Origin of the sequence: Halobacillus halophilus (genome assembly GCF_020171985.1) — a bacterium.
Classification (GTDB): Bacteria; Bacillota; Bacilli; order Bacillales; family Halobacillaceae; genus Halobacillus; species Halobacillus halophilus_A.
Window position 1 is genome coordinate 1 of record NZ_JAIVAL010000011.1, and the last position, 23,076, is coordinate 23,076.

General features: G+C 42.2%; 18 protein-coding genes. 5 read left to right on the top strand and 13 right to left on the bottom strand.

Going from position 1 to position 23,076, the window contains the following annotated elements; genetic code table 11:
* Together LCM11_RS15690 and sigI are read right to left on the bottom strand one after the other, a co-directional pair.
* A partial coding sequence (locus LCM11_RS15690; protein ID WP_224895246.1) for an anti-sigma factor domain-containing protein occupies positions 1-1,275 on the bottom strand: 1,275 nt, incomplete at its 3' end.
* Positions 1,272-2,009, bottom strand: a complete 738-nt coding sequence (gene sigI / locus LCM11_RS15695) for an RNA polymerase sigma-I factor (RefSeq protein WP_224895247.1) — start codon at positions 2,007-2,009, stop codon at positions 1,272-1,274. The genes LCM11_RS15690 and sigI, both read right to left, overlap by 4 nt.
* 411 nt (positions 2,010-2,420) lie before the next feature.
* Here sigI and LCM11_RS15700 point away from each other — a divergent pair, with 411 nt between their 5' ends.
* Positions 2,421-3,047: a flavodoxin family protein gene (locus LCM11_RS15700; RefSeq protein WP_224895248.1), complete on the top strand. Its 627-nt coding sequence runs from the start codon at positions 2,421-2,423 to the stop codon at positions 3,045-3,047.
* On the opposite strand, the gene LCM11_RS15705 is transcribed toward LCM11_RS15700, so the two are convergent.
* From LCM11_RS15705 to LCM11_RS15725, 5 genes are all read right to left on the bottom strand, one after another.
* Complete coding sequence (locus tag LCM11_RS15705) at positions 3,044-3,871, bottom strand: S1C family serine protease (protein ID WP_224895249.1); 828 nt, start codon at positions 3,869-3,871, stop codon at positions 3,044-3,046. The two genes, LCM11_RS15700 and LCM11_RS15705, sit on opposite strands and share 4 nt — an antisense overlap.
* Before the next feature lie 31 nt (positions 3,872-3,902).
* Positions 3,903-5,939, bottom strand: coding sequence for an ABC transporter ATP-binding protein (locus LCM11_RS15710; protein ID WP_224895250.1), 2,037 nt, complete (start codon positions 5,937-5,939; stop codon positions 3,903-3,905).
* On the bottom strand, positions 5,936-7,681 hold the full coding sequence (locus LCM11_RS15715; RefSeq protein ID WP_224895251.1) for an ABC transporter ATP-binding protein: 1,746 nt from the start codon (positions 7,679-7,681) through the stop codon (positions 5,936-5,938). The genes LCM11_RS15710 and LCM11_RS15715 overlap by 4 nt, the downstream gene beginning before the upstream one ends.
* Before the next feature lie 29 nt (positions 7,682-7,710).
* The gene (locus LCM11_RS15720; RefSeq protein WP_224895252.1) at positions 7,711-7,905 is read right to left on the bottom strand and encodes a hypothetical protein; all 195 of its coding nucleotides are present in this window, start codon (positions 7,903-7,905) and stop codon (positions 7,711-7,713) included.
* Positions 7,906-8,104: 199 nt separating this feature from the next.
* Positions 8,105-9,130 (bottom strand): TIGR00341 family protein, encoded by a 1,026-nt coding sequence (locus LCM11_RS15725; RefSeq protein WP_224895253.1) that lies wholly within the window; start codon positions 9,128-9,130, stop codon positions 8,105-8,107.
* A gap of 96 nt (positions 9,131-9,226) precedes the next feature.
* Here LCM11_RS15725 and LCM11_RS15730 point away from each other — a divergent pair, with 96 nt between their 5' ends.
* Genes LCM11_RS15730 through LCM11_RS15740 form a run of 3 tightly spaced genes read left to right on the top strand, consistent with a single transcriptional unit; the run spans position 9,227 to position 12,947 of the window.
* On the top strand, positions 9,227-10,711 hold the full coding sequence (locus LCM11_RS15730; RefSeq protein ID WP_224895254.1) for a spore germination protein: 1,485 nt from the start codon (positions 9,227-9,229) through the stop codon (positions 10,709-10,711).
* Positions 10,708-11,814 carry a GerAB/ArcD/ProY family transporter gene (locus LCM11_RS15735; RefSeq protein WP_224895255.1) on the top strand — a complete coding sequence of 369 codons (1,107 nt, stop codon included), beginning with the start codon at positions 10,708-10,710 and terminating at the stop codon, positions 11,812-11,814. Before LCM11_RS15730 ends, LCM11_RS15735 begins: the two co-directional genes overlap by 4 nt.
* Complete coding sequence (locus LCM11_RS15740) at positions 11,811-12,947, top strand: Ger(x)C family spore germination protein (RefSeq protein ID WP_224895256.1); 1,137 nt, start codon at positions 11,811-11,813, stop codon at positions 12,945-12,947. Before LCM11_RS15735 ends, LCM11_RS15740 begins: the two co-directional genes overlap by 4 nt.
* Positions 12,948-12,972: 25 nt before the next feature.
* Here LCM11_RS15740 and LCM11_RS15745 read toward each other — a convergent pair whose 3' ends face one another.
* The 5 genes from LCM11_RS15745 to LCM11_RS15765 all read right to left on the bottom strand — a co-directional run bounded on the left by LCM11_RS15745 (position 12,973) and on the right by LCM11_RS15765 (position 18,978).
* Positions 12,973-13,794: an aldo/keto reductase gene (locus LCM11_RS15745; RefSeq protein ID WP_224895295.1), complete on the bottom strand. Its 822-nt coding sequence runs from the start codon at positions 13,792-13,794 to the stop codon at positions 12,973-12,975.
* A 69-nt stretch (positions 13,795-13,863) separates the two neighbouring features.
* On the bottom strand, positions 13,864-16,131 hold the full coding sequence (gene helD / locus LCM11_RS15750) for an RNA polymerase recycling motor HelD (RefSeq protein ID WP_224895257.1): 2,268 nt from the start codon (positions 16,129-16,131) through the stop codon (positions 13,864-13,866).
* A gap of 786 nt (positions 16,132-16,917) precedes the next feature.
* The gene (locus tag LCM11_RS15755) at positions 16,918-17,271 is read right to left on the bottom strand and encodes a hypothetical protein (protein ID WP_224895258.1); all 354 of its coding nucleotides are present in this window, start codon (positions 17,269-17,271) and stop codon (positions 16,918-16,920) included.
* A gap of 4 nt (positions 17,272-17,275) precedes the next feature.
* Positions 17,276-17,698, bottom strand: a complete 423-nt coding sequence (locus tag LCM11_RS15760) for an ATP-binding protein (protein WP_224895259.1) — start codon at positions 17,696-17,698, stop codon at positions 17,276-17,278.
* Positions 17,699-17,904: 206 nt separating this feature from the next.
* On the bottom strand, positions 17,905-18,978 hold the full coding sequence (locus tag LCM11_RS15765) for an undecaprenyldiphospho-muramoylpentapeptide beta-N-acetylglucosaminyltransferase (RefSeq protein ID WP_224895260.1): 1,074 nt from the start codon (positions 18,976-18,978) through the stop codon (positions 17,905-17,907).
* A gap of 222 nt (positions 18,979-19,200) precedes the next feature.
* Here LCM11_RS15765 and LCM11_RS15770 point away from each other — a divergent pair, with 222 nt between their 5' ends.
* Complete coding sequence (locus tag LCM11_RS15770; RefSeq protein WP_224895261.1) at positions 19,201-20,562, top strand: MATE family efflux transporter; 1,362 nt, start codon at positions 19,201-19,203, stop codon at positions 20,560-20,562.
* Between the two features lie 939 nt (positions 20,563-21,501).
* Here the strand turns inward: LCM11_RS15770 and LCM11_RS15775 are convergent.
* Positions 21,502-22,932, bottom strand: a complete 1,431-nt coding sequence (locus LCM11_RS15775; protein WP_224895262.1) for an aldehyde dehydrogenase family protein — start codon at positions 22,930-22,932, stop codon at positions 21,502-21,504.
* Positions 22,933-23,076: the final 144 nt, after the last annotated feature.

The following is a 23,076-nucleotide window of genomic DNA, read 5'->3' on the forward strand; positions in this document are numbered from 1 at the left end:
CTTATCTTCCGAGGACCCTTTATCCGATTTATCCTTCGATCGATCAGAATTGGAGTTTGTCCTGTCCTTCTTGTCATCTTTCGAGGACGGCTTATCCGGCTTCTCTTTTGATTGACCCGGATTGGATTTAGGTTTGTCCTTTTTCTTATCTTCCGAGGATCCTTTATCCGATTGATCATCCGACTCACCAGAATTGGAGTTTGGTTTGTCCTTCGATTGAGCAGAGTTGGAATTCGGCTCTTCTTTTTTCTTTTCTTCTGAAGAATTACCTTTTGAGTTATCTTTCTGATCCAACTTCTCAACTTTATCCTTTGTTAGGTTTGAAGAAGGAGGAGTATTGGTATCCCTACTCTTCTGATCCGTTGTCCCGCGTTGATCTCCAGAAGATTTCTGTTGAGAATCAGAAGAATGATCAACATTCTTCTTCTCTTTGGAGTTAACCGATTTGTTATCGGCAGTTGGAGATGGTCCTTCTCCATGAGATTCAATGTTTTTTAGGCTTGAAGAACTGTTATTCGCACTGGAATCACGTTTAGATTTTTCTTCAAAAAAAGATCGAATCATTTCTTTTTCTTCGGACATTAAATCTATGGAAGCAGCACCTTTTGTATCGGATTGTTCATTACTCAATTGCTTTGCTACCCACTCATTGACTGATTGGTTCGCTTCGAGCGCTTGTTCACGAAGGGAAGACGGGATATTATAAGCTGCCACTGATAAATCCTTTGCCCGAGCCGACAGTACCTGTTCCATGCTTTTGGCCAAGCTCGCTGTGGGATTACTTTTTAAGTAACTAATACCAATCAGCACTTGATTCCGTTGATTCATCCAACCATTTTCCCTGCTGATGGTAATCATCTCAAACGCTACTTCTGAAACATCTTTTTTCTTCCAACCTGTGAACATCTCCATTAATTTTTCAGCCTCCTCATTACGAGGAGTTATCTCTATGACTTGCAATCGATCGTTCAATTTTAACTCAAGACTCGGATTTATATCTATATTTACATATGCATAAGCCTGACTGCTGCCATAATTTATATAAAATGGCAGACTGGCAAGAACCAGCACCAAAGCTATGATGCCTATTTTCCATGGAACTATACTGGATAACCATCCTAACGGGCGAAGGTGTTTGTTGTTTGGGATCGCCTGAAAATGGACTTCCATACCAACTTCGGCTTCATGGAGCCGGAGCGCACGGTGAAAGCTTCCATCATGTGTCATCACGATGGTATATCCTTTTTTATGCTCCATGACAATGCCTTTTCTCACACCCCCACCCCTTTCAGGTAGTCGTTGAGATATATATAATCTCCGTCAAAGATGAGAACTAAGGCAATAATGAATTTTCGGTTTCGTTCAAGCGTTTTCTTACTAACATCCACTTCACGTACTAGTTCTTTCATAGGAAGGCGTCCTTTATAAAGAACTTGCTCCCTAAGCTCCTTATGGTGATAAACGATGCGTGCCGTTTGCACAGCTGAATCTCGTGCATCCTTATGCTTGGGCGAAGCATCCACTAAATCATCGAGAGACAAGTTATACTTCCTTAACTGCTCTTTGAATTCGTGAATTTCTTCACGTCTATACCAAGCCTCTTTCTCCATTTGATGACGTTCTCTAGCCGCTGCCACCTCAGAAGGATTCTCCATTTGCTCTTCCTCATGATTGAGTTCATCGAGAGAAACAGCCATTGGATATTTTCTTTCATTACGGATGTGATCAATTACTTTCCGTTTTATTACGAGACGGGCAAAAGAAAGAAAAGAACTGCCTTTATCACAGGAATACGCTTGGATGGCTTCGTTAAACGCCGATAAACCAATACTGAATTCATCGTCTTTGCCGGGATCTATATATCTTTTACATACTTCAGAAACACTTTTGGCAATAAAAGGTTGATACTGTTTGAGGATTTCGTTTCTAGCTTCCTCATCCCCCTGTTTAACCGATTCAATCTGTACATCAAGGGAGGTGTCTTTTTTGCGCAATAGACGTTTGATCAACCTTCACCACCTCCAGCCATTAATAGTTTCGAATTCAAAACAGAGTTTTTGGGTGTTTTTTAAAAAAATATTTCAATTGTGTTACAAAATAGGGTCAACCTATATTACCAAAAGTCGTTTATTCGTTTGCCATCCAAACATGTATTTTAAAGATATGTTATTAACCATGACTATTGTACTGAATATAGGGGCATGGGTCTACCACATCAGGTTTACAATTTATTAAATCTACATTTCAAAAAATATAACGAATGTACTATACACACTCCGACTTTCATTAAAATATGAATTGAAATGTATACCATTGTGTCTAAATTCCTATGATAAAAAACACAATTCGTCAGGTTTACATATAGCTGCAGTAGGTTAAACCTGTTGTGTAGAGCGCAAATAAAAAGGAGGGTTCAACAAATGAAAGCCGTATTATTAAATTGCAGTTTAGAAAAAGGCACAAAAGAAACCGATACAGAAAAACTCCTCCATGAATCCGCTCAAATATTTCAACGAGAAGAAATTGATGTGGAACGCATCCACTTAAGGGATTTCCATATTAACTTTGGAATTACAGACCAGTTAGATAACGAGGATGATTGGCCTTTTGTATTCGAGAAGATACTGGGAGCTGATATTCTACTTTTGGCTACACCGATCGCTATGGGTGACAAGAGCAGTCTTGCCTCCCTAATTCTGGAGAGACTTCAGGGATACCATCAACTTAAAAATCGAAAGGGACAAGGCATTTTCTACAATAAAGTTGGAGGAGCTATCGTCGCAGATGGCGGTGACGGAGGAGCTCGATTGGCAGCTCAATCCATCCACTACCGTCTGTCTATGCTTGGTTACACTTTACCGCCTCATGCAAGTGCCATCTGTAACGAAAAGCTGGAAGACCCTGCCCAAAGTGATTGGGACTGCATTGAGGAAGAAGTCGTAAGAATGACATATAACGTTATCCATTTTGCTGAACTGCTTCATTTCAATCCAATCCCTGTTATCGGAAATAAAGTAGATGACAAAAAAGTGCCGCCAAAGGGTTAATCTTTGGCAGCACTTTTTTCATAATAATAATCAATTGGTACAGCAAGCCCTACTCTTCCTTCTACGTCATCATGCAATGTCGCAAATACTACCGCAATGACTTCTCCTGCTTCATTAATGACTGGACTTCCCGAATTTCCTTTGTAAATCGGGGCATCCAGCATGAGTACAGGTCGATTCCAATCACTCAGATTCTTGTATCCAATTACAGAGCCCTGGTTTGCAATTCCCGTAAATCGCAGAGGATTTCCAATGAAGTAAACATGATCATTTTCTTCAAAGACCATTTCATCTGCCAGATTCAAATGAGGAAAGTCTTGACCATCTGCCTTAAGCACAGCTAAATCTACTTCTGGATATTGCTCCACAACTTCTGCCTCATACAGTCCTTTTTCAGGAAAAGCTACTGAGATTCGTTTTTCATCCTCAATGACATGATGGTTTGTAAGGATGGTCCCATCTTCCTTAATTGCAAAACCTGTTCCTTTGCTTTGTCCTGCTTCCACTACCACAACCGATTGCTTATATTCCTTAACCTGCTCATCAGTTGAAAGCTTGGCAGAGGTCATTAGAAAATCTACGGCCGGGATGGAAAACGTATTGGGCAGGACAGCTACAATATTTGTGATCATCATAATAGCAATTAACCAGAAGATCCATTTTGGAAAAGGACGACGGCTTTTTAATTCTTCTTTTCTTAAACGTTCTCTTTCGTACGCCTTTTGTCTTTCTTCCTGAACCAGTTCATATAACTCTTCATCGTCTATTTCTTCGTACAAATCTTCATCTATAATATCACGTTTATCGTCTTCTCGATCATTCACGAGCGGTCCCCCTTAGCCAGGAGAATTGAAACTACATGGCACTGACTTTTGATGACCCTTGCTGCATACGGTACATCTGGAAGTACTGTCCTCCAAGAGCGACCAGTTCTTCATGCGTTCCCTGCTCCACCATTGTACCATGATTTAATACAAATATTTGATCTGCCTGCTGAATTGTCGATAGACGATGCGCGATAACCAGTGTGGTTCGCCCTTTCTTCAAAACTTCTAATGCTTTCTGTATCATTTGCTCCGTTTCTGTATCAATATTCGCCGTAGCCTCATCCAGAATTAGAATCGCGGGGTCAAAAGCAAGGGCTCTGGCAAAAGAAATCAGTTGTCTTTCTCCCATAGAAAGGGAGCCACCTTTTTCCTTTACAGGCGCATCATATTGCTCGGGGAGTTTCTCAATAAAACGGTCCGCTCCAACCGCTTTTAATGATTCTATAGCCATTTCCCGGGAAATACGGTCATCGTTCATCGTTACATTCGACAAAATCGTTCCTGTAAAGATGAAAGGATCCTGCAGGACTATTCCCATATGGCTTCGGACTTGTTGACGTGACCATTCTGTGGTTGGGTGCCCATCAATGGTTACTTGACCGATTTGAGGATCATAGAACCGAAACAGTAAGTTCATGATGGAGCTTTTACCAGACCCTGTGTGGCCTACGAAAGCAGCCGTCTGACCAGGTTCAACTTGGAAATGGATATCCTTTAATACGAAATTATCATCTTCATAGGCAAACGAAACGTGATCAAAAGTGATCTGACCACGATACCGCGCTGTTTCGCTACTGCTTCTTTCTTCCCCATCCTCTTCCAGCAACTCAAATACACGACCGGCTGCTACACGGGCTTCTTCTAATTGAGGAAGCTGGTTCACCAGGTCCGTCACAGGCTGGAAAAGCCTGTTTAAATAGTCGACAAAGGCGTATAACACTCCTACAGTAACAATCCCTTCGGCTCCAAAAGACTGGGATCCAAAATACCATAGAAAACCTACGAAAGCGATATTACGCAGAACATTAACAAGATTAAAAGAAGTAAGCGCACTTAACCGAACCAGTTTCCTTTGATAACTGAAGTGACGCTCATTTAAACTCTCGAACTCTGCAGAAGTCTGCTTTTCCTGTCTGAATGCTTGAATAATGGACATTCCTTGAATCGCTTCATTAATATTGCCATTCATATCGCTTACCGTAGATCGCACGACGGTATTGTATTTACCGCCAAAATGCTTATACATCTTCATCCAGCCATAAATAATCGGAATGAGCAGCAAACACATAAGGGCCAACTTAACATCTAATAAAAAAAGTGCTACATAAATCCCTATCATATAGAAAAAACTGGTAACAAAGGTAGCCAGTACTTTTACGTACAGCTCCCGGATCGATTCGGTATCATTTGTCACTCGGGCCACAATTTTGCCAGCCGGCTGATTGATAAAATACCGTACGGGAAGCTTCTGAATATGCGTGAATAAATCATCCCTCATCCTGCGAATAATCCTGTTTGACGATCGTTGCAGGAGAAAGGTATGAGTGAACTGGAAAAAGGCTGCAATAAATAGCAATCCGACATATATCCCAAGCAGCCAGTAAATAGATGGAATTTCCGGCTTAAAGAATCGGTAAAGCTGCTGCAGCGATAATGATTCTGCATCAGCCGTGTATGTTTCATCCGCAGTCTCTATTCGTATCCTGTTATTCTGAATGGAACGATTGCCGTTAGCCGGGACTTCCTCTGGAATAAAGTAGTACGAGCGGCCCACTTGTAAAATCGTCGCCGTTCCACTAATTGCCTCACCCTCTTTTAGTCGGTCATCCCGCTTGTAAAGAAGCTCTTCGTAACGAACCGTATAATCATCAGCTGACTCCACCTGATGCCACTGATTTTCTATCCCTACGATGTGTTCGTCAATTAAGCGTTTGGCTATGAACGGGCCTGTGAGTTCCAGAGCAACAGCTATAACCAGACATATCAGACCAATGAAAATGTTCTTTTTGAAATATAACGCATATCGGAACAATTTGCGTTCGGTTGTGGAATTATTTCTTTTCATTCTTCCACCTCCCCTTCTAACTGCTGGCGCTCATATTGAGTTTGGTACCAGCCGCCTTGTCTAATCAGCTGGTCATGTGTTCCTTCTTCTGCAATGCGCCCTTCCTCAAGCACAATAATATGGTCTGCATGGGTTACGGCAGATAAACGGTGAGCAGCAATAAGAGTAGTTTTACCTTGCCTTTCCTTCCGTAAATGTTCAATAATATTAGCCTCGGTCTTTCCATCTACCGCAGACATCGCATCATCAAGAATTAATATCTCGGGGTTCATAATGAATGCCCGGGCAATTGAAACTCTCTGCTTCTGTCCGCCGGAAAGAGTGATGCCGCTTTCCCCGACTTTTGTATCCAGGCCAGCGGGCAGGTTTTTTATATCCTCCAGGAAATATGCCAGTCTTAATACCCGGTAGATCTCCTCATCCGTTGCTCCAGCCTTACCGAATTGAATGTTTTCTCGAACCGTTTTTGAAAAAAGGACCTGATCCTGAGGCACGTAACCAATCCAGGATCGTGTAGTGTCTAGAGCAAGTCGGTGAATATCAATTCCATTGATCAAAAGCTCTCCTTCAAGCCCTGGATATTCTCTAAGCAGCTGACGGAAGAAGGTGGTCTTCCCTGCCCCCGTTTTACCTACAATACCGATCGTCTGCCCGCGCTCGATTGCTACATTTACTTTCTTTAGTCCTTTGGTTTCCGATTGAGGGTATTGAAAGCTTACCTCTTTAAATACAATCTGGTCCGGTCGTTTCACAGTAGGTGGGTTGGAAGGATCCACAATATCCACTTGATAATCAAGCGTCTCATTAACCCGGTCCAGGGAAGCGTTTCCTCTCTGCAGAACATTAATCAATTCCCCGACCGCAAACATGGGCCAGATTAACATCCCCAGATAGACGTTGAAGGAAACCAACTCTCCAAGTGTCATAGCATTTTGAAACACAAGGGCAGCTCCATACCCAAGTCCTATCGTATAGGACAGTCCGACAAGAATTTGAATAGTAGGTTCAAATAAGGCCTCAATTTTTGCCACTTCCACATTTTTGTCATAGACATCTTCTGTCATCTGCTGAAAACGGTGGTCTTCATTTCGTTCTTGGACAAAAGCCCGGATCACCCGGACGCCCCGCACCGATTCCAGTACATTGTTATTCATCTCTCCAAAAGCCGTCTGAGCTTCCGTAAAACGCTCATGAATAACTTTTCCATATTTGTTCATCGCGACAGCCATAATTGGCAGCGGAAGAAGCGCAGCCAGTGTAAGCTTCCAGCTAATTGTAAATCCCATCATGGCAATGATCATGAACATAAAGACGGTGGAATCAATTAGGGTTAATATTCCGAACCCAGCGGTCATGGTGAGCGCCTTTAAATCGTTTGTGGCTCTTGCCATCAAGTCTCCGGTACGGTTTTTACCAAAAAAAGCAGGAGTCATCCTCAAAAAGTGATTCATTAGTCTTGAGCGCATGGTTCTTTCCATAATCATCGCCCCACTGAAAAGCGTATAGTCCCATAAATAGGACAATAAATAACTGGCAAAAATGATCCCGCCATAGAACAGGATAATTTCTCCTAACCGCTCCGGAGTAAGTGTGTTAAATTGGATTCCATCAATCGCCATACCTACCAGTTTCGGAGGAATTAAATCAATCGCACTAACGACGATCAGCGCTAAAATAGCAAACAAATATCGTTTCCAATAGGTTCTAAAAAACCATCGCAATTTTACGAGTACACCAAACATACTTGACACGTCCTTTCATTCTTTCCTCGCTAGCCGCTTTCTTTCCAATCTTCGTTCCATTCTTTTCTGATCACTGTGGTTTCCATTTCATAAGTACCTCCTTGAATTCTTTTATTTATGTTAAACAGGCTGTTCACCTGTATAACAGCAAAAAAGCATACGCCGGCTACGACGTATGCTTCACATATACATACTAAATAGGGGCACGTATTTACGCAGCCCATGTAATCCACTCATGATAAGGTCGTTTATTAAACGTCCCTGTTGGCCACGACAAGTATGAAATTTTTGATTTTCTGTGCATTAACGTTTTTCATTGTCGTGACCTCCTTTAGTGTAAATGATTATTAATTATATAATTTTCAAAAAATTAATTCAATGGTCTATTTGAAAAGTTTTGTAAAAACTTTTTTTATCGTGCTTTCAAGGAACGTTAACATCCTTTCCTAACAGCAGAACAAGTGCAAGAGCTGCCACAATAACAAAGACAAAAACGATGGACAAAGGGCGTGAAACATTTGCCCTTTTTACTGCTTCCCAGCGCACTGGGCGTATGCCGCTGATCGAAAATATGGTAACTGCCGCAAGCAGAATCGACATAATATTGACGACCACAAGTAAAAACGCTCCATACGCACTCATATAAGATCCATTGCCAAAAGACATGCCAAGAGCCACACTCGGCGGCAGCAAAGCAACAGCTACCATCACCCCGACAAGATTACCAGAGAGGCGGTTCAGGAAGGCCAGCGCCCCTGCAGCCCCGGAGGCCACACCAAGAAAAATATCCACTATTGTAACTTTCGTACGGTCCAAGTACTGATCCGTTCCCATTCCCATATCGGTAAAATACCCAAAAAGCACCGAGACGATTAGTACAATCGCTACCCCGTAGATAGAGGTGACCACTGATTTCCAAAGCAGCTTATAATCTCCCAAAATAGATGAAAACGCAATGGCGATGACTGGACCGATCATCGGAGCGATCACCATCGCCCCGATCACTACAGCCTCGCTGTCCTTCAAAAATCCAACCGTCGCTACAATAGCGGACAATATGATCATAAGCGAGTAATTCAAATTGATCTGACTGTTTTTTTCAACATAATTCAACAGTTCATGACGACTGGCTCTTAACAGAAGTGCCTGTTCTTTCTCAGACTCCTCATCTTCTTTTGCTTTTTTCGATTCTTTATGGAGGGTTTCTTTCGATAAATAAGTTTGAACAGGGATGAGCATCGTCTCAAAACCTTCTACTACGTTCGATACTTCTTCCAGATAGTCAAGAATCTCCTCTACGCCGCTCGTTTTCACAAGAATGCGGACTAAAGTCCGCTCTTCAGACTCACTGGATACCCAAAACGATTGATGGTCATGTTCCTTGAGCTTCTCATGAATGGAATCAAAATGATGATCCGGAATATAAACTTCTATTAATTGGAGATTCATATGCTGCCTCCTTCCATCCCGCAAACTGCTGCATTTTTTTAATAATGTGCCCTTTTTTCCGCATACTAATTACACGTTAGAAAAGGAGGGAAGACAATGGAGCATTCGACACTTCCGTTACAGCTGGATAACTATCTAAATACTTTAAAACAACAATTTAATGAGAGCCCGGATCTCGTTCAAAAAGTTTTCCATATAAAAGGTCAGGAAGTTGTTATTCATTTCATTTCCTATCAAATTAAAAAAGACCGGCTGGAAAGAGAATTGCTCGAATCCTTGACAAAGTCTGATAAACCTTGGTCCGTTCATGATCTTCAAAATAAAATCCCCCTCGCTTCTTCCCAGACCGTTTCTTCTATGGACCAGATTGCAGAGCATATTATTCACGGAAATGTTGTTGTCTATCTTCCGGGTGAAAAGGAAGCCGTAGCTTTTCTGCTTCCTCAGCAGCAAACCCGTGCGCTTGACCGTGCGGAAACGGAATCTCTAGTATTCGGCCCGCAGCTTGCGTTTACAGAGTCTCTTGTTACCAACTTAAATGTCATTCGCTGGCGTCTCGACACGGATGATTTAGTCGTTGAAAAGCTTATTGTGGGTGATCGAATAAAAAGTGAAGTAAGAGTTGTCTATCTTAAATCACTCGCCAATGAAGAAAATGTAGATACTATGCGCCAAAGAATTTCAGACTTAAAGGTATCTGAAGTAGAAGATACGAGTGTACTTGGGCAGTTAATTGAAGATTCCTCAAGCTCCATCTTTCCGCAGCTTATTAATACCGAGCTTCCCGACCGTTTCTGCAACTCGATCTCCAAAGGGAGGATAGGAGTGCTTGTAGATAAAAGTCCAACAGCTCTCATTGGTCCAATGACACTGTTTAGTTTTTTTGAATCTACTGAAGATTTATATATGCGCTGGAATATGGGAACCTTCATCAGACTCTTACGTTTTATCGCTATGGCTCTTTCCATTATTCTGACACCTATGTATGTAGCTGCCCTCACCTACCATTATGAAATCATTCCCACTTCTCTGCTTGTTTCACTAGGGCAGTCGCGCGCCATGGTGCCTTTTCCACCTGTTCTTGAGGCGCTGCTGCTTGAGATGCTGATTGAACTGTTACGTGAAGCCGGAGCCCGTCTTCCGACAAAAGTCGGTCAGACCATGGGTATTGTGGGGGGTATTGTATTAGGACAGGCAGCAGTTAAAGCCGGATTTACCAGTAACATTCTGATCATTATCATTGCGCTCAGCGCCCTTGCCTCCTTTACAGCTCCAAGTTATTTAATGGGAACAGCGATACGGATCATACGATTTCCCATGATTATCCTTGCGGGTGCCTGGGGATTAATAGGCATTACCTTTGCTCTCAGCTTCATCCTTATTCATTTATTAAAACAAAAGTCGCTTGGGAGACCTTATCTTGCTCCTATATATCCATTTCAATGGAAAGACATCAATGATTCTCTTATAAGGCTTCCTTTTCAAAAAAATGATACTCGACCATTGAATGTCATGCCTGAAGATACGTCACGCTATGACCAGCTTAAGGCGGCTGAGAAAAAAGATGTGGATCCTTCATGAATACCAATTTAATCATTAAACCGGATAAAGCCGTAGAAGCTTTTTATCTGTTTTTTATCGTGCATACGTTACAGATTGGCGCAGGACTTATGGGAGTCCCGCGTATCATATTTACAGAATCGGAAGCAGATTCGTGGATTGCTATCCTATTAGCTGGGATTTACCTCCATTTTGTAGCCTGGATTATGATCTTAATTTTAAGAAAGTATGATAATGCGGACATTATTGGGATTCAGTGCGATGTATTTGGCAGGTGGTTGGGGGCAGTCTTAGGGATGGTGTATGTTCTCTACCTTTTTTCCATTCTTTTAAGCGTCATAAAGAATTATATAGAGGTCGTTCAAGTGTTTATTTTTCCCGAAATCCCTTTATGGCTGATGAGTTCATTTTTACTTTCTCTTATGATTTATGCTGTTCTTGGCGGATTCCGAGTAGTCGTTGGGACGAGTTTTATTTTCTTCCTGTTAACCATATGGATGGTTTTTACGCTTGCGCAGCCGATTAGTTATATGGACTGGGATCATTTTACACCTGTATTTCATACTGGTTTTCTTGACCTTATGAAAGGGGCATACAAAACTGCCTATTCTGTATTGGGTCTCGAAATTTTGTTTTTTGTTTACCCCTATATTAAAAATAAACAAAAGATTTCTTTGCCGGTTCATGCTGGTTTAGCTTTAACAACCTTTTTAATCTTGCTTGTAACCGTTGTGTCCATCGGTTACTTCAGCCCTGAACAACTTAAAGAAACCGTTTGGGCCACCCTTTCATTATTTAAGATTATCAGCTACCCGGTGGTTGAGCGATTCGATTTTATCGCCATTGCTTTATGGATGATGGTGATTATTCCAAATATAGTATTGTTCTGCTGGGCATTGATCCAATCGTTAAATCGCCTGTTTCAATTGCCTGAGAAACCAAGTTTATATGGCGTGGCTCTTTTATTGTTTTTGGCTTCCATTCTGATCGAATACCGCGTACACATTGATAAGTTAACCGACTGGACTTCTACTCTTGGTTTCTGGCTGGTGTTTATTTACCCGGTCATTCTCTATCCACTCGTGCTCATTAGAAAAAGATTCAGGAAGGAAAATTCAATATGAAGCGGAAGAGAATCATCCTGATCGTATTGCTTGTTTTGATATGCAGCGGCTGTATCCCCAAAAGTTACATTGAACAATTAGGTATCATTACCGCCGTAGGTTACGACATGGCAGGAGAAAAATCCATAAGAGGAACAATGGTTATGTATCAATTCGATCCATCAACTACGAGTGCTTCACAAGTCGTCACTAGCGAAGCGGCTACATCGAAAGGTCTTCGATTTGAGGCGAACAGAATGACGAGCCATCGTTTAGTATCTGGTCAAGTAAGGCTGGAACTTTTTCAGGATCAGCTGGCAGCAAAAGGCATGACCAGATATATGGATACATTGGAAAGAGACGCCAAAGTATCCGATATGGGGCTGTTAGGAGTCAGCGAGGTACCTACAGCTGATTTGTTGAAGATAAATAATTCTAAGGAAAGTTCAAATTCAGGGGAATCTATTAAGAAAATGATTGAAAAAAGCGTAGATAATGATGTATTACCGGATGCAACGATCCGAACCTTTATGCATGACTATCGCGATGCAGGGATTGATCCCACACTCCCGATGCTGTCTAGTAAAGAGGACACAGTCATGATCAGCGGCCTGGCTCTCTTTAAAGATGATCGATACACAGCCAAGATTTCACCACAGGAGACTTTCTATTTGCTGCTATTAAAAGAAGAATATAAGGATGGACAATTTCAATTGCAGCTTCCTGACGAAGCATTAAAGGAGTTCCATAAAGATACGCCCGGCCCCTCTGAGGAAGGTCCGCTTCACGTTTCTCTCCATGAGATTGACAGTGGATTGAACATTCAGCCCAAACAAGGAGATCCTACAGAGCAGGATGTAAAAGTTACCATGGAAGCACGGTTATTGGAGATTACAAAAGATGTGGATTTAAAAAATAAAAAGGCAATCCATAAATTAGAGGAGGAAATTGAGAAAAAAGTGAAATCTGATCTTGAACAATTTATGAATGTGTTAAAAGAGAATCAAGTTGATCCTGTTGGATTTGGCAAAGCTTACAATGCAAAAAATCGCGAAAATCGTGTAACAAATGAAAACTGGCGCCAGCAAATTCCTAATCTTAATGTTTCATTTGATGTAAACTTGAAACTTCTTCGCCACGGTACAGTGGAATAAAAAAACCTGGACAAAATGTCCAGGTCTAACCGAAATAATCAAATTCATCCGGATGTTTTCCAATTCGTTCGCCCGTGTGAAGAGCACTGATTTTTTCCATCTCCTCATTCGTTAAAGAAAAGTCGAACAAATCAGCATTTTGTTTCTGACGATCTTTGTTGGAAGACTTAGGGATAATAATGATTCCAAGCTGCCAATGCCAGCGCAGAATGATCTGGGCTGCCGTTTTATCGTAACGTGCAGCAAGCTCCTGAAGCACGTGTTCATCAAAATAATTTCCCCGTGCCAGCGGAGACCACGCTTCTAAAAAGATGTCTCGATCCTGGCAGTATCTCAGCAGATTTTCCCGATAGAGACGAGGATGGAATTCGACTTGGTCCACTACAGGTTTCACTTGAGCTTCGTGCATAAGCTCTTCTAAGTGATGCTCCATGAAGTTACAAACACCGATCGCCTTAACGCGTCCTTCATGATACAGCTTCTCCATTGCTTTCCATGTCTCTGTAAATTTCCCTGGAACCGGCCAATGAATCAAGTAGAGATCTAAATACTCAAGGCCAAGCCGCTCTAAACTGCGTTCAAAAGCATTCAGCGTCTCCTCGTAGCCTTGTTCATCATTCCACACTTTTGTGGTGATGAATAATTCTTCTCTTGGGACATCGCTCTCGCGGATTCCTCTTCCCAAGCCGGATTCATTCCCATAAAAAGAAGCGGTGTCCAGATGTCTGTACCCTAAATCCAGGGCTGATTGAACTGCCTGCACCACTTCCTGCTCTTCTTCCATCTTATATACGCCCAGGCCAAGCTTCGGCATGGGCACCCCATTATTCAATGTTACCGTTTCCATTAAACTCACTGGATTCTTCACTCCTTTACATTACTTTACCTTGATAAATTACCCGTGATGGCAATCCGTTCAAACATAACCAAAGGAAGAAGGATGAGCATGATTCAGCAAAAATTCTTCCGGATGGTCTCCTATTAAATATAGATGGTGCAGAGGTCTGGTCATGGCCACATATAGAAGCTTTACATCAAGCGTTGTTTCTTGATAAGCATGACCTTCACTATAAAGAAAGACGACATCAAACTCTAATCCTTTTGCTAAATAAACCGGTAATACCATTCGATCAGCCATTTGACTTTGGGTCTCGTCAAACATCGTAAATCCTGCGTCTATATCATCCAATTGCTTAGCGACGAGTGCGGCTTCTTTCTGTGTTTTCGTTACTATGGCAAAACTTTTCATTCCACTTATCTTAAGCTCGCTAAGCTTTTCTTGAAAAATATTCTGCCACCCTTGTTTGCGATGGATAAACTGCGGTTTTTCTCCATGTCTGACCACGGGTTCTGCTTTTGGAAGGTTCTCAGGCATCAGTTCCAGTAATTCGTTAGCCAGATTCATAATCTCAATCGTGGTCCGGTACGTTTTCTGCAATTTAAGATAGTTAACGTTTTGAAATACACTGCCCATCAAGCTTTCCCACTCTTTTATCCCTCTATAGCGGTAAATACCTTGCGCTAAATCGCCTACAATTGTAAACAAATCTGTTTGAAACGCGTTTCTCAAACTGTACAATTCAAAAAAGCTATAATCCTGTGCTTCATCAATAACTACCTTTTTCGCCTGATCCTCTTTTGCTATACCGGTAATCCAGGATTTCAGATAAAGGAGAGCAGCTAAATCTTCTGACTGAAGCTTCTGTTTTCGCAAATAGTTCCGTGTCCACGCCCTCATTTGTTTAAGCTCTTCTGTATCCTGGTCAATGAATGAACGAAAAACTCGTTCCTCATATAAATGAACATATGCATCGAGCAGCTTCCATTTAGGGTAGTTTCTCATAAAGGTCTGGAGAACCGTTTTAGCTTCCTTTTTAATTTCATCCAGTGCCTCTTCTTTCCTTGTGATTAAGAAACTGACACGCTTCTTCCTTTTTTCAGGATCTTTCATCCCAAAAAGCGCCTTGTCCAATTGATCATCATATTTCTTCGCCAGAGTAGAGAGAATCTGCTTCTTTTTCCTGTTCAGTTCACTACGAAGAACGGCTTTAATCTTTTCTACTCTTATTTCATAAGGAAAATAATGATAGTGTTTAAAAAATAATTGATTAATGGCTTTCGCACTCTTTAATTTGAACCCGGCCAACCGGAAGTCTTCATGAACTTTATAACTTAATCCAATGTACTTACAATACTTTTCCATTACTTCCTTAAAAGATTCGGAACCTTTATAGCCTGCTGACCAAAGCTCGGTCGAATGTCCGGAATTCCCGGCTTCTACTATATTCATTAAGTTCATATGCTGAGTGGTAATCGGCCAGCTTATCTCCGTCACCGCCTGAACAAAGTCGATAAAGGTGGTTTGTCGGGCTTTGTGAACCCCAAGCTCGGGCAGTACTTCAGATATGTACTGAATAAAAAGTTGGTTAGGTGCTAGAATGAGCATTTCTTCTGGCTTGAAGATATCTCTCATCGAGTAGAGAAAGTATGAAATCCGGTGCAGGGCAATTGTCGTCTTACCGCTCCCCGCTGCTCCCTGGACAATAATTGGCTTACGCAAGTCGGCCCGAATGACCTCATTTTGCTCTTCCTGAATCGTTGCAACGATTTCAGTCAGCCGGTTTTCTGCATTTTGAGAAAGGGAGTCCTGGAGGAGGTCGTCTTTCGTCGTGATGTCAATATCACGAAAATTCTCCAGTTCTCCTTCTTCGATCTGATACTGCCGCTTGAGGGAAACACGACCTTCATAGCGTTCTCCTTCCGCTTCGTAACTGACTTCCCCTATCCGACCTTCATAATAAACATTCGCTAGAGGAGAACGCCAGTCCAGTATAATTGGAAGCTGGGTTTCGCGATCAAACAAAGACATCTTTCCGATATAAAATACTTCTCTCTCGGGTTTTTCTTTTCGGTGAAAATCAATGCGGGCAAAGTATGGTTTCTTACGCAGACGATGAAGGCTTTCCAATTGATCGGCAGACATTTTCATAAAATTTGCGTGAGACAGCATCTCCTGGTATCTCAGACTACTGTCTTTGAAGTCAAGCCGGGCTAATGTATCCTCCTGACGTCTTTTCAACGCTTCCTGATCTGTTTCCTGAGCGGCGATCAGCTGATCCATATATGCTTTTGTAAAAGATAAACGTTCTAATTCATGAGGATAATCGGGGTGTTGAGCGGACATTGTTTCATTCTCCTTCCCTTATATAGGACTGGCTTAGAGAAGTCTGGATCGTCATGATTCTATTTATTTAGGTTCTGCTAAACCTCCGTATTAATTCTTATAGATAAGCTCCCGTTACATGAAGACTTGATTTCGAGATAAATGGGTCCGTTACTTAATATTGAGAAGGGATGGCTACGGAAACAACTCGCTTTCCTGCGGGGGAACTGGCAAGCCTCCTCGCTCGTTTCACTCCCTGTGGGGTCTCGCCTAGCTCCTTCTCCCGCGGGAGTCTCGTCGTTTCCTCCGCCACCCCAACGATATCTAGTGAACGAACCCGGATATAGCAGACAGGAGCTGTACTTCATTTGTCTCAAATACGGTTTCTTCGCATTAACAACCATTAAAACTCAGGGTAAATGATAGATGATCCTTGTTCATTGGGAGGAAATTGTGCAGAGACTTTTGAGCTCTCCATGAAAGCAAAGGGGCGGAAGGGAACGGTGAAGACCCCTGGGGGATGAACATGATCGGTGAGATCCCGCTGGGCTGTTAAGCCCGAGGAAGCTCAGCACATGCCCGTGGAAAGCGAAATCGTCCCCCGAAGGATCTTCCTCATAACCAATATCTCTAAACTGAGTCTTCAACTAATCGGCCCTTTAGTGTAATAAGAAGTTTTAAAACTATCGACGTTTAGCCTATCGATTAATTAAGAGGATTATTACATTATCATATAATATATGGAAGCGCAATCACGAACTCACAAAAAAGCTGCCCCACTAAAGTCGGGCAGCTCTATCTAGATTATTACTGACGTTTTTTATTTTCTACGTACTTTGGCAGACGGCTCTCAAACACTGCGAAGGAAAATACGCGCAGGAAAATAGGATATAAAGCCACAAGTCCTAAAATATCTCCAATAAATCCAAGAATATTGGTAGTAAACATAAGGACAGACAAGATAATCATTAAAATCGTAGTAACCATCCCTGTCAGCCCATTAACCGGAGTCCACGCACCGGCAATAGTCTTCGTATCCTGCTCGAGCAATTCAAAGCAGCGATAATGATAAGGGCGTACCCTGAACCAGTTCGAAGCCGTGATAAGTTCATCTCGATCCCTGATCTCTTTGTAACAGTAACGACAGATGTTCGTGTTCATTGATCTACTCCTGAAAAAGGTATTTTTTCATTAACACACATTCATTTCCCTTTTCATTATACCGTAATTTATCCATAACTCTAAGCATTAATGTAATTCCGCGCCCATTTTCATCCAAATCTTCAACTTCCGGAAACCAGTGCTTAACATCACTCGAAACCTGGTAAGGTCTCCAATCAAAACCATCCCCGAGATCCTGGACTCTGACAAGCATCGTCCTATTCAAAAATAATATCTTAAGTTTGATAGGTTTTTCACTACTCTCCTTGTGCCCATGCTTCCAGGCATTTGTGACAGCTTCTGAAATCGAAGCGTCCACTAATAGTTGATCCTTGCCAAAGACAGACGTTAAGTGTGGGTAAACTTCGTTCCTTATTTCACACAACTCTTTGGGGTGGTTGATGTTGACTTCATAAGATGTTTTCATCTTCCAACCTCTCCTCTGCAAAGTTGATCCCCGCTTAGCTTTTTCATAAACCCTGCTTTCTCTTTATAACGGATATGCGCCATGCTGAATGGAAAAAACTTAGTGTCTTATGAACCGTATTCCCCAAAAACAAGAAGTTGAAAAGGTCTTTAGCCTATAAAATAAAATAAAAATGACAAGGCAGCCTGATTACTGCCTTGTCATTTTTATTTATTTTCAAAATTTTGGATGATTTCAATAACTTTTTCTTTAGTCTGGCCACTTTGATAATGCTCCATTTTATCGATTAACGTCTGCTTGTTGTCCATTAAACGATGGATTTCTTCTAATAACCGATCATCAGTCAGTTCCTCTTCCTCTAGTTTGTGTGCAAAACCCTGTTTCACAAATGAGTCAGCATTTAGAATCTGATCGCCTCGGCTCACTTTTCTCGATAAAGGAATTAAAAGCATCGGTTTATGAAGTGCCAGGAATTCGAATATAGCATTTGAGCCCGCTCTAGAGACGATGTAATCAGAAGCCGCAAACAGGTCCTTCAGTTCTTCGTTTACATACTCGAACTGAGCATAACCGGCACGATTAATTGAAGCATCCTTGTGATCTTTCCCGCAAATATGAATGATCTGCACATTTTTTAATAAAGCATCCAAATTATTGCGAATTGCCTCGTTCAACCGTTTCGACCCTGTACTTCCTCCCATAACCATAACTACGGGTTTCTGTTTATGGAAATTACAGTAGGACAACCCTTTAGAGCGCCTGCCTTGAAACAATTCTTCCCTTACGACTGCACCAATAAATTCCGCTTTTTCTTTTGGAAGATAGTCCATGGTTTCTGGAAAAGTGGCGAGCACCTTTTTAGCAAAAGGAAAAGACAATTTATTCGCAAGTCCCGGTGTATAATCTGATTCATGAATAATGGTAGGAACCCTCTTCAGTTTTGCAGCAGCAACGACTGGTACGGACACAAAACCACCTTTAGAAAAGATCACTCCAGGCTTCCGCTTGCCGATAATTGAAAAAGCCTGGAGCAGCCCTTTCATTACTTTAAACGGATCTTTAATATTTTCTTTAGATACATAACGTCTAAGTTTCCCGGTGGAAATGCCGTGATACGTGACCCCATCAATTACTTCGATAAGCTGTCGTTCAATTCCTTCATAAGAGCCAATATAATCGACAGTGTATCCTCGCTTCTGAAACTCAGGAATCAATGCCAGGTTTACGATGACGTGCCCGGCGGTGCCTCCACCTGTAAATAAAATTCGTTTTTCACTCATACTCCTTCAACGCCCTTTCTATTCTGTTCATGCTAGGTATGCCTTCCTTATCTATGCTATAATCCTCGTATTCCTTTTAGCCGTATCACCTCTGGTCACGCCCTTTTCTCAGGGGCTTTTACGATGCAGAGGAGGGAAATGTACTGCCTGCGCAGTATAAAAAGCTTCATTACTTACTCTGCCATTCCTCTAAAGGAATTGTAACAGAAAAGGACGGTCACGATGTATCAAACCTATACCCTTAAAGAAAAAATAAAATTATTCTCCACCATACTGCTCCCTATTCTCATCACCCAGATTGGCATGTATGCGATGAACTTCTTTGATACCGTCATGGCCGGTCAGGCAGGCCCGGACGAATTGGCCGGTGTAGCAATTGGATCGAGCATATGGATGCCTGTCTTTACAGGACTAAACGGCATACTCATGGCTATTTCCCCAATCGTAGCTCAATTAAAAGGAGCACGTAGAGAAAAGGAAATCCCTTTTTCCGTTAAACAAGGTATTTATCTCGCAGTACTCTTAGCTGTGTTCATTGGTTCCATTGGATTCTTTCTATTGGATCCCATCCTATCACTCATGAATATTGAACCTTCTGTCCGATATGTAGCCAAATATTACTTAATCACTTTAGGAGTCGGAATCATTCCTTTATTCATTTTCAATCTTCTGCGTTCTTTTGTAGATGCACTTGGGCTGACCCGGATTTCAATGGGCATCATCCTGCTTACACTTCCAACGAATATTTTATTCAATTACGTATTTATTTTTGGTAAGTGGGGGGCGCCTGAGCTTGGAGGGGTTGGGGCAGGAGTTGCCTCTGCTCTTACCTATCTTGTATCTTTTATTTTAATTGTCCTTACCATACACAAACTCTATCCATTAAGAAATTATCGTATCTTCAGAGATTGGATGGTTCCTTCACTGAGAGAATGGTGGGCTCAGCTGAAGATTGGTGTTCCAATTGGGTTTGCCATCTTTTTTGAAACCAGTATATTTGCGGCTGTTACTTTTTTCATGACCGCGTACGATACCAATACCATCGCCGCTCACCAGGCCGCGATTAATTTCGCTTCCTTTCTGTACATGATGCCATTAAGTATTGCGTTTACCCTTACCATTGCAGTCGGATTTGAAGCAGGAGCCGGGCGATTTACAGATGCAAGAACCTATTCTTATCTAGGAATTAGTACTGCTGTCGCCATGTCAGTACTGGCCGGACTTGTCCTCTACCTCATGGATGATTCAGTAGCCAGGCTTTACAGCTCAAATGAAACAGTGATCGAATTAACGAAAAACTTCATTTTCTTTGCGATCTTCTTTCAACTTTCTGATGCTTTTGGAGCCCCGATTCAGGGAGTTCTCCGCGGATATAAAGATGTAAACATTACCCTTGTCATGGCCTTTATATCATACTGGGTGATCGGGCTGCCAAGCGGGTATCTGTTAGCGAATTATACCAGCCTTGGTCCGTACGGATATTGGATGAGCTTAATTATAGGCCTGACGGTCGGAGCCCTTGCTCTCTTGTTTCGCATGCTCTCCCTGCAACGTAAGAACATCGCCAAAAAACAGCCAGCATAAAAAGAGTCCCTCCACTATTTGGAAGGACTCTTTTCCTTTTAACTTGGCTTTGACAAAATTTCATATTCAATTAAAGTAAAACTCCCGATACTTGAAAACTCAGTTTCGAGATATTTGTTGAGCAGAAGGTCCGGTGGGGGACGATTTCGCTTTCCGGCCCTGCACGACGCAGGGTCGTTCGACGTTGCCACAGGACGTGGCGGTCTTAGTCGAACTTCTTATATGTGCTGAGCCTCCTCAAGCTAAAGCTTTCCGGGGTCTCACCGATCATGTTTATCCCCTGCTTACCCTTTAGGACGTTGCAAATGTCAATCATGCCCTAAACGACATGTAGTGCTATCCAGCTCCAGCACCTAGCGGCTAGTGAGACTTCCCTCACTTCTGTACGATAAGGCAACATCGAATCGCTACGCTCTTCGTGTTTTCTTTATCTCCGCCAGCTCAGTCCAGTCCATACGCCGCTGACCAAGGTGCTTCCGCTTTTAACCTAGGAGTCTACATCGTCCCCCTCCGGACCTGGCCGAATCATAAACTCGAAACCACTTATTAATCCACTATTTGCTTGGTGAAAATAAGCATGGGATAAGGAGAGTATTTTTCATGCTAGAACGATGTAAAAAAGCTTGTCATAGAAGCAAATAGGTCCTGTTTAGATGGATAGCATTCATTTTTCTGGAAGGGTCCGTTTCTCTCACTCAGCTGGGTTGGGGGGGAAATGGCGAGACTCCCATGGGAGGAGGAATCAGGTGAGATCCCGCAGGGAGTGAAACGAGCGAGGAAGCTCAACGTTCCCCCATAGGAAAGCGAGTCATTTCCCCACCAATCCTATACCTTTTAAGTAACGGACCCCCATTTATCTCGAAATCGAGTCTTCCACTGACCGGACCTATTGTTTAATAATGGGCTTATGAAAATCACTGACTCGGTTTTACAGAGCCCTTACTTTTGAGCTAGGTTCATGACGACTAATCGTTCTTCTGTCATTTCATCGATGCTGTACTTCGGACCTTCTTTGCCCCATCCGCTTGATTTCACACCGCCATAAGGCATGAGGTCAACACGGTATTGCGAAGAATCATTAATCATAAGTCCGCCTACTTCCACATTCTTAGCAGCATAGAAAGCTGTATCAAGGTTTTGAGTGAATATACCGCCCTGCAGTCCATACTGAGACTGATTCACTTCGTTAATGCACTCTTCCATATTGGAAAAAGGAATCATGGATACGACCGGTGCAAATATCTCCTCACACACAACCTTCATATCATTCTTCACGTTGGTCATTACCGTTGGTTTTAGTAAGGCGCCTTCTCGTTCACCGCCATAGAAGACTTCAGCGCCAGCATCTTTTGCTTCTTCGATCCAGCTTTCTGCCCTTTTGGCTTCTTCCTCACTAATCATTGGTCCAACGTCTGTGTCCGGATCGTTTGGATCTCCCACATTAAGATCTTTAATCGCATCTACTAATTTATTTTGGAACTCTTCTTTGACTTCTTCATGGACGTAGATACGCTGTACAGAAATACAAACCTGTCCAGCAAAAGCAAAGCTCTTAGCAGCAATATTAGCAGCTGCTGCATCTACATCCGCTTCTTTATCCACGATCACAGGTGAGTTGTTTCCAAGTTCTAAAATCAATTTATTCAAACCAGTATTCTGCTTCAGCTTCAGTCCAACTTTGGCGCTTCCGGTAAAAGTGTACATATTGATTCGTGAGTCTTCCATCATTTGATTTCCTACAGTAGAGCCGGAACCGACCACTACATTCAAGAAACCTTTTGGAAGTCCTGCTTCTTCAAATAACTCCGCCAATTTCAGAGCGGAAATTGGTGTCTTACTCGTTGGTTTTAAGACGACCGCATTTCCGGCGGCAATAGCTGGTGCTATTTTATGAGCAACCAGATTAATCGGAAAGTTGAACGGGCTAATTGCTCCAACTACACCGACAGGCACTTTAATGGTAAACGCCATTCGATTTTCTGAACCCGGCGCTGCTTCCACGGGAACACCTTCACCATGAACCCGTTTAGCTTCTTCCGCCGATAACTCGACCGTTTGAGAAGCACGGTCAATTTCGGTGCGGGTCTGTTTCAAGGGCTTCCCGGCTTCCATCGTCATATTCTGAGCTAGTTCTTCTTTATTTTCGAGAAGCAGTTCACTAACCCGCTTTAAGATTTCGTAACGTTTATAAGGGCTCATCTGATTGTTTTTAAATGCCTTCTGAGCTGCTTCAATTGCCTGGTTCACTTCTTTTTCAGAAGCTTTGGCCACTTCAGCATACGTTTCCTGAGTATATTTATTAATTACTTTTAACTTATCTTCCGTATCGATCCATTCTCCATTAATATAAAGTTTATAGCTTTTAACCATTAATGATCTCTCCTTCATATGGAATCTATTACTATATTTCCTTTATATGTGAACGATAAACGTCTCCCCGCACGTCGCATGGTCATCGAGAATCCTGAAAAGCGGGCCCTATCCAATCCCCACAATCTTTCTGCAATTAACAAA

Excerpts from the sequence above, each read along its gene's own strand:
- LCM11_RS15710 (WP_224895250.1), bottom strand. The coding sequence starts at position 5,939 with ATGAAAAGAAATAATTCCACAACCGAACGCAAATTGTTCCGATATGCG.
- LCM11_RS15720 (WP_224895252.1), bottom strand. The coding sequence starts at position 7,905 with ATGGGCTGCGTAAATACGTGCCCCTATTTAGTATGTATATGTGAAGCA.
- LCM11_RS15775 (WP_224895262.1), bottom strand. The coding sequence starts at position 22,932 with ATGGTTAAAAGCTATAAACTTTATATTAATGGAGAATGGATCGATACG.
- LCM11_RS15745 (WP_224895295.1), bottom strand. The coding sequence starts at position 13,794 with ATGGAAACGGTAACATTGAATAATGGGGTGCCCATGCCGAAGCTTGGC.
- LCM11_RS15740 (WP_224895256.1), top strand. The coding sequence starts at position 11,811 with ATGAAGCGGAAGAGAATCATCCTGATCGTATTGCTTGTTTTGATATGC.
- LCM11_RS15700 (WP_224895248.1), top strand. The coding sequence starts at position 2,421 with ATGAAAGCCGTATTATTAAATTGCAGTTTAGAAAAAGGCACAAAAGAA.
- LCM11_RS15725 (WP_224895253.1), bottom strand. The coding sequence starts at position 9,130 with ATGAATCTCCAATTAATAGAAGTTTATATTCCGGATCATCATTTTGAT.
- LCM11_RS15760 (WP_224895259.1), bottom strand. The coding sequence starts at position 17,698 with ATGAAAACATCTTATGAAGTCAACATCAACCACCCCAAAGAGTTGTGT.
- LCM11_RS15770 (WP_224895261.1), top strand. The coding sequence starts at position 19,201 with ATGTATCAAACCTATACCCTTAAAGAAAAAATAAAATTATTCTCCACC.
- LCM11_RS15715 (WP_224895251.1), bottom strand. The coding sequence starts at position 7,681 with ATGTTTGGTGTACTCGTAAAATTGCGATGGTTTTTTAGAACCTATTGG.
- helD (WP_224895257.1), bottom strand. The coding sequence starts at position 16,131 with ATGTCCGCTCAACACCCCGATTATCCTCATGAATTAGAACGTTTATCT.
- LCM11_RS15755 (WP_224895258.1), bottom strand. The coding sequence starts at position 17,271 with ATGAACACGAACATCTGTCGTTACTGTTACAAAGAGATCAGGGATCGA.
- LCM11_RS15735 (WP_224895255.1), top strand. The coding sequence starts at position 10,708 with ATGAATACCAATTTAATCATTAAACCGGATAAAGCCGTAGAAGCTTTT.
- LCM11_RS15730 (WP_224895254.1), top strand. The coding sequence starts at position 9,227 with ATGGAGCATTCGACACTTCCGTTACAGCTGGATAACTATCTAAATACT.
- LCM11_RS15765 (WP_224895260.1), bottom strand. The coding sequence starts at position 18,978 with ATGAGTGAAAAACGAATTTTATTTACAGGTGGAGGCACCGCCGGGCAC.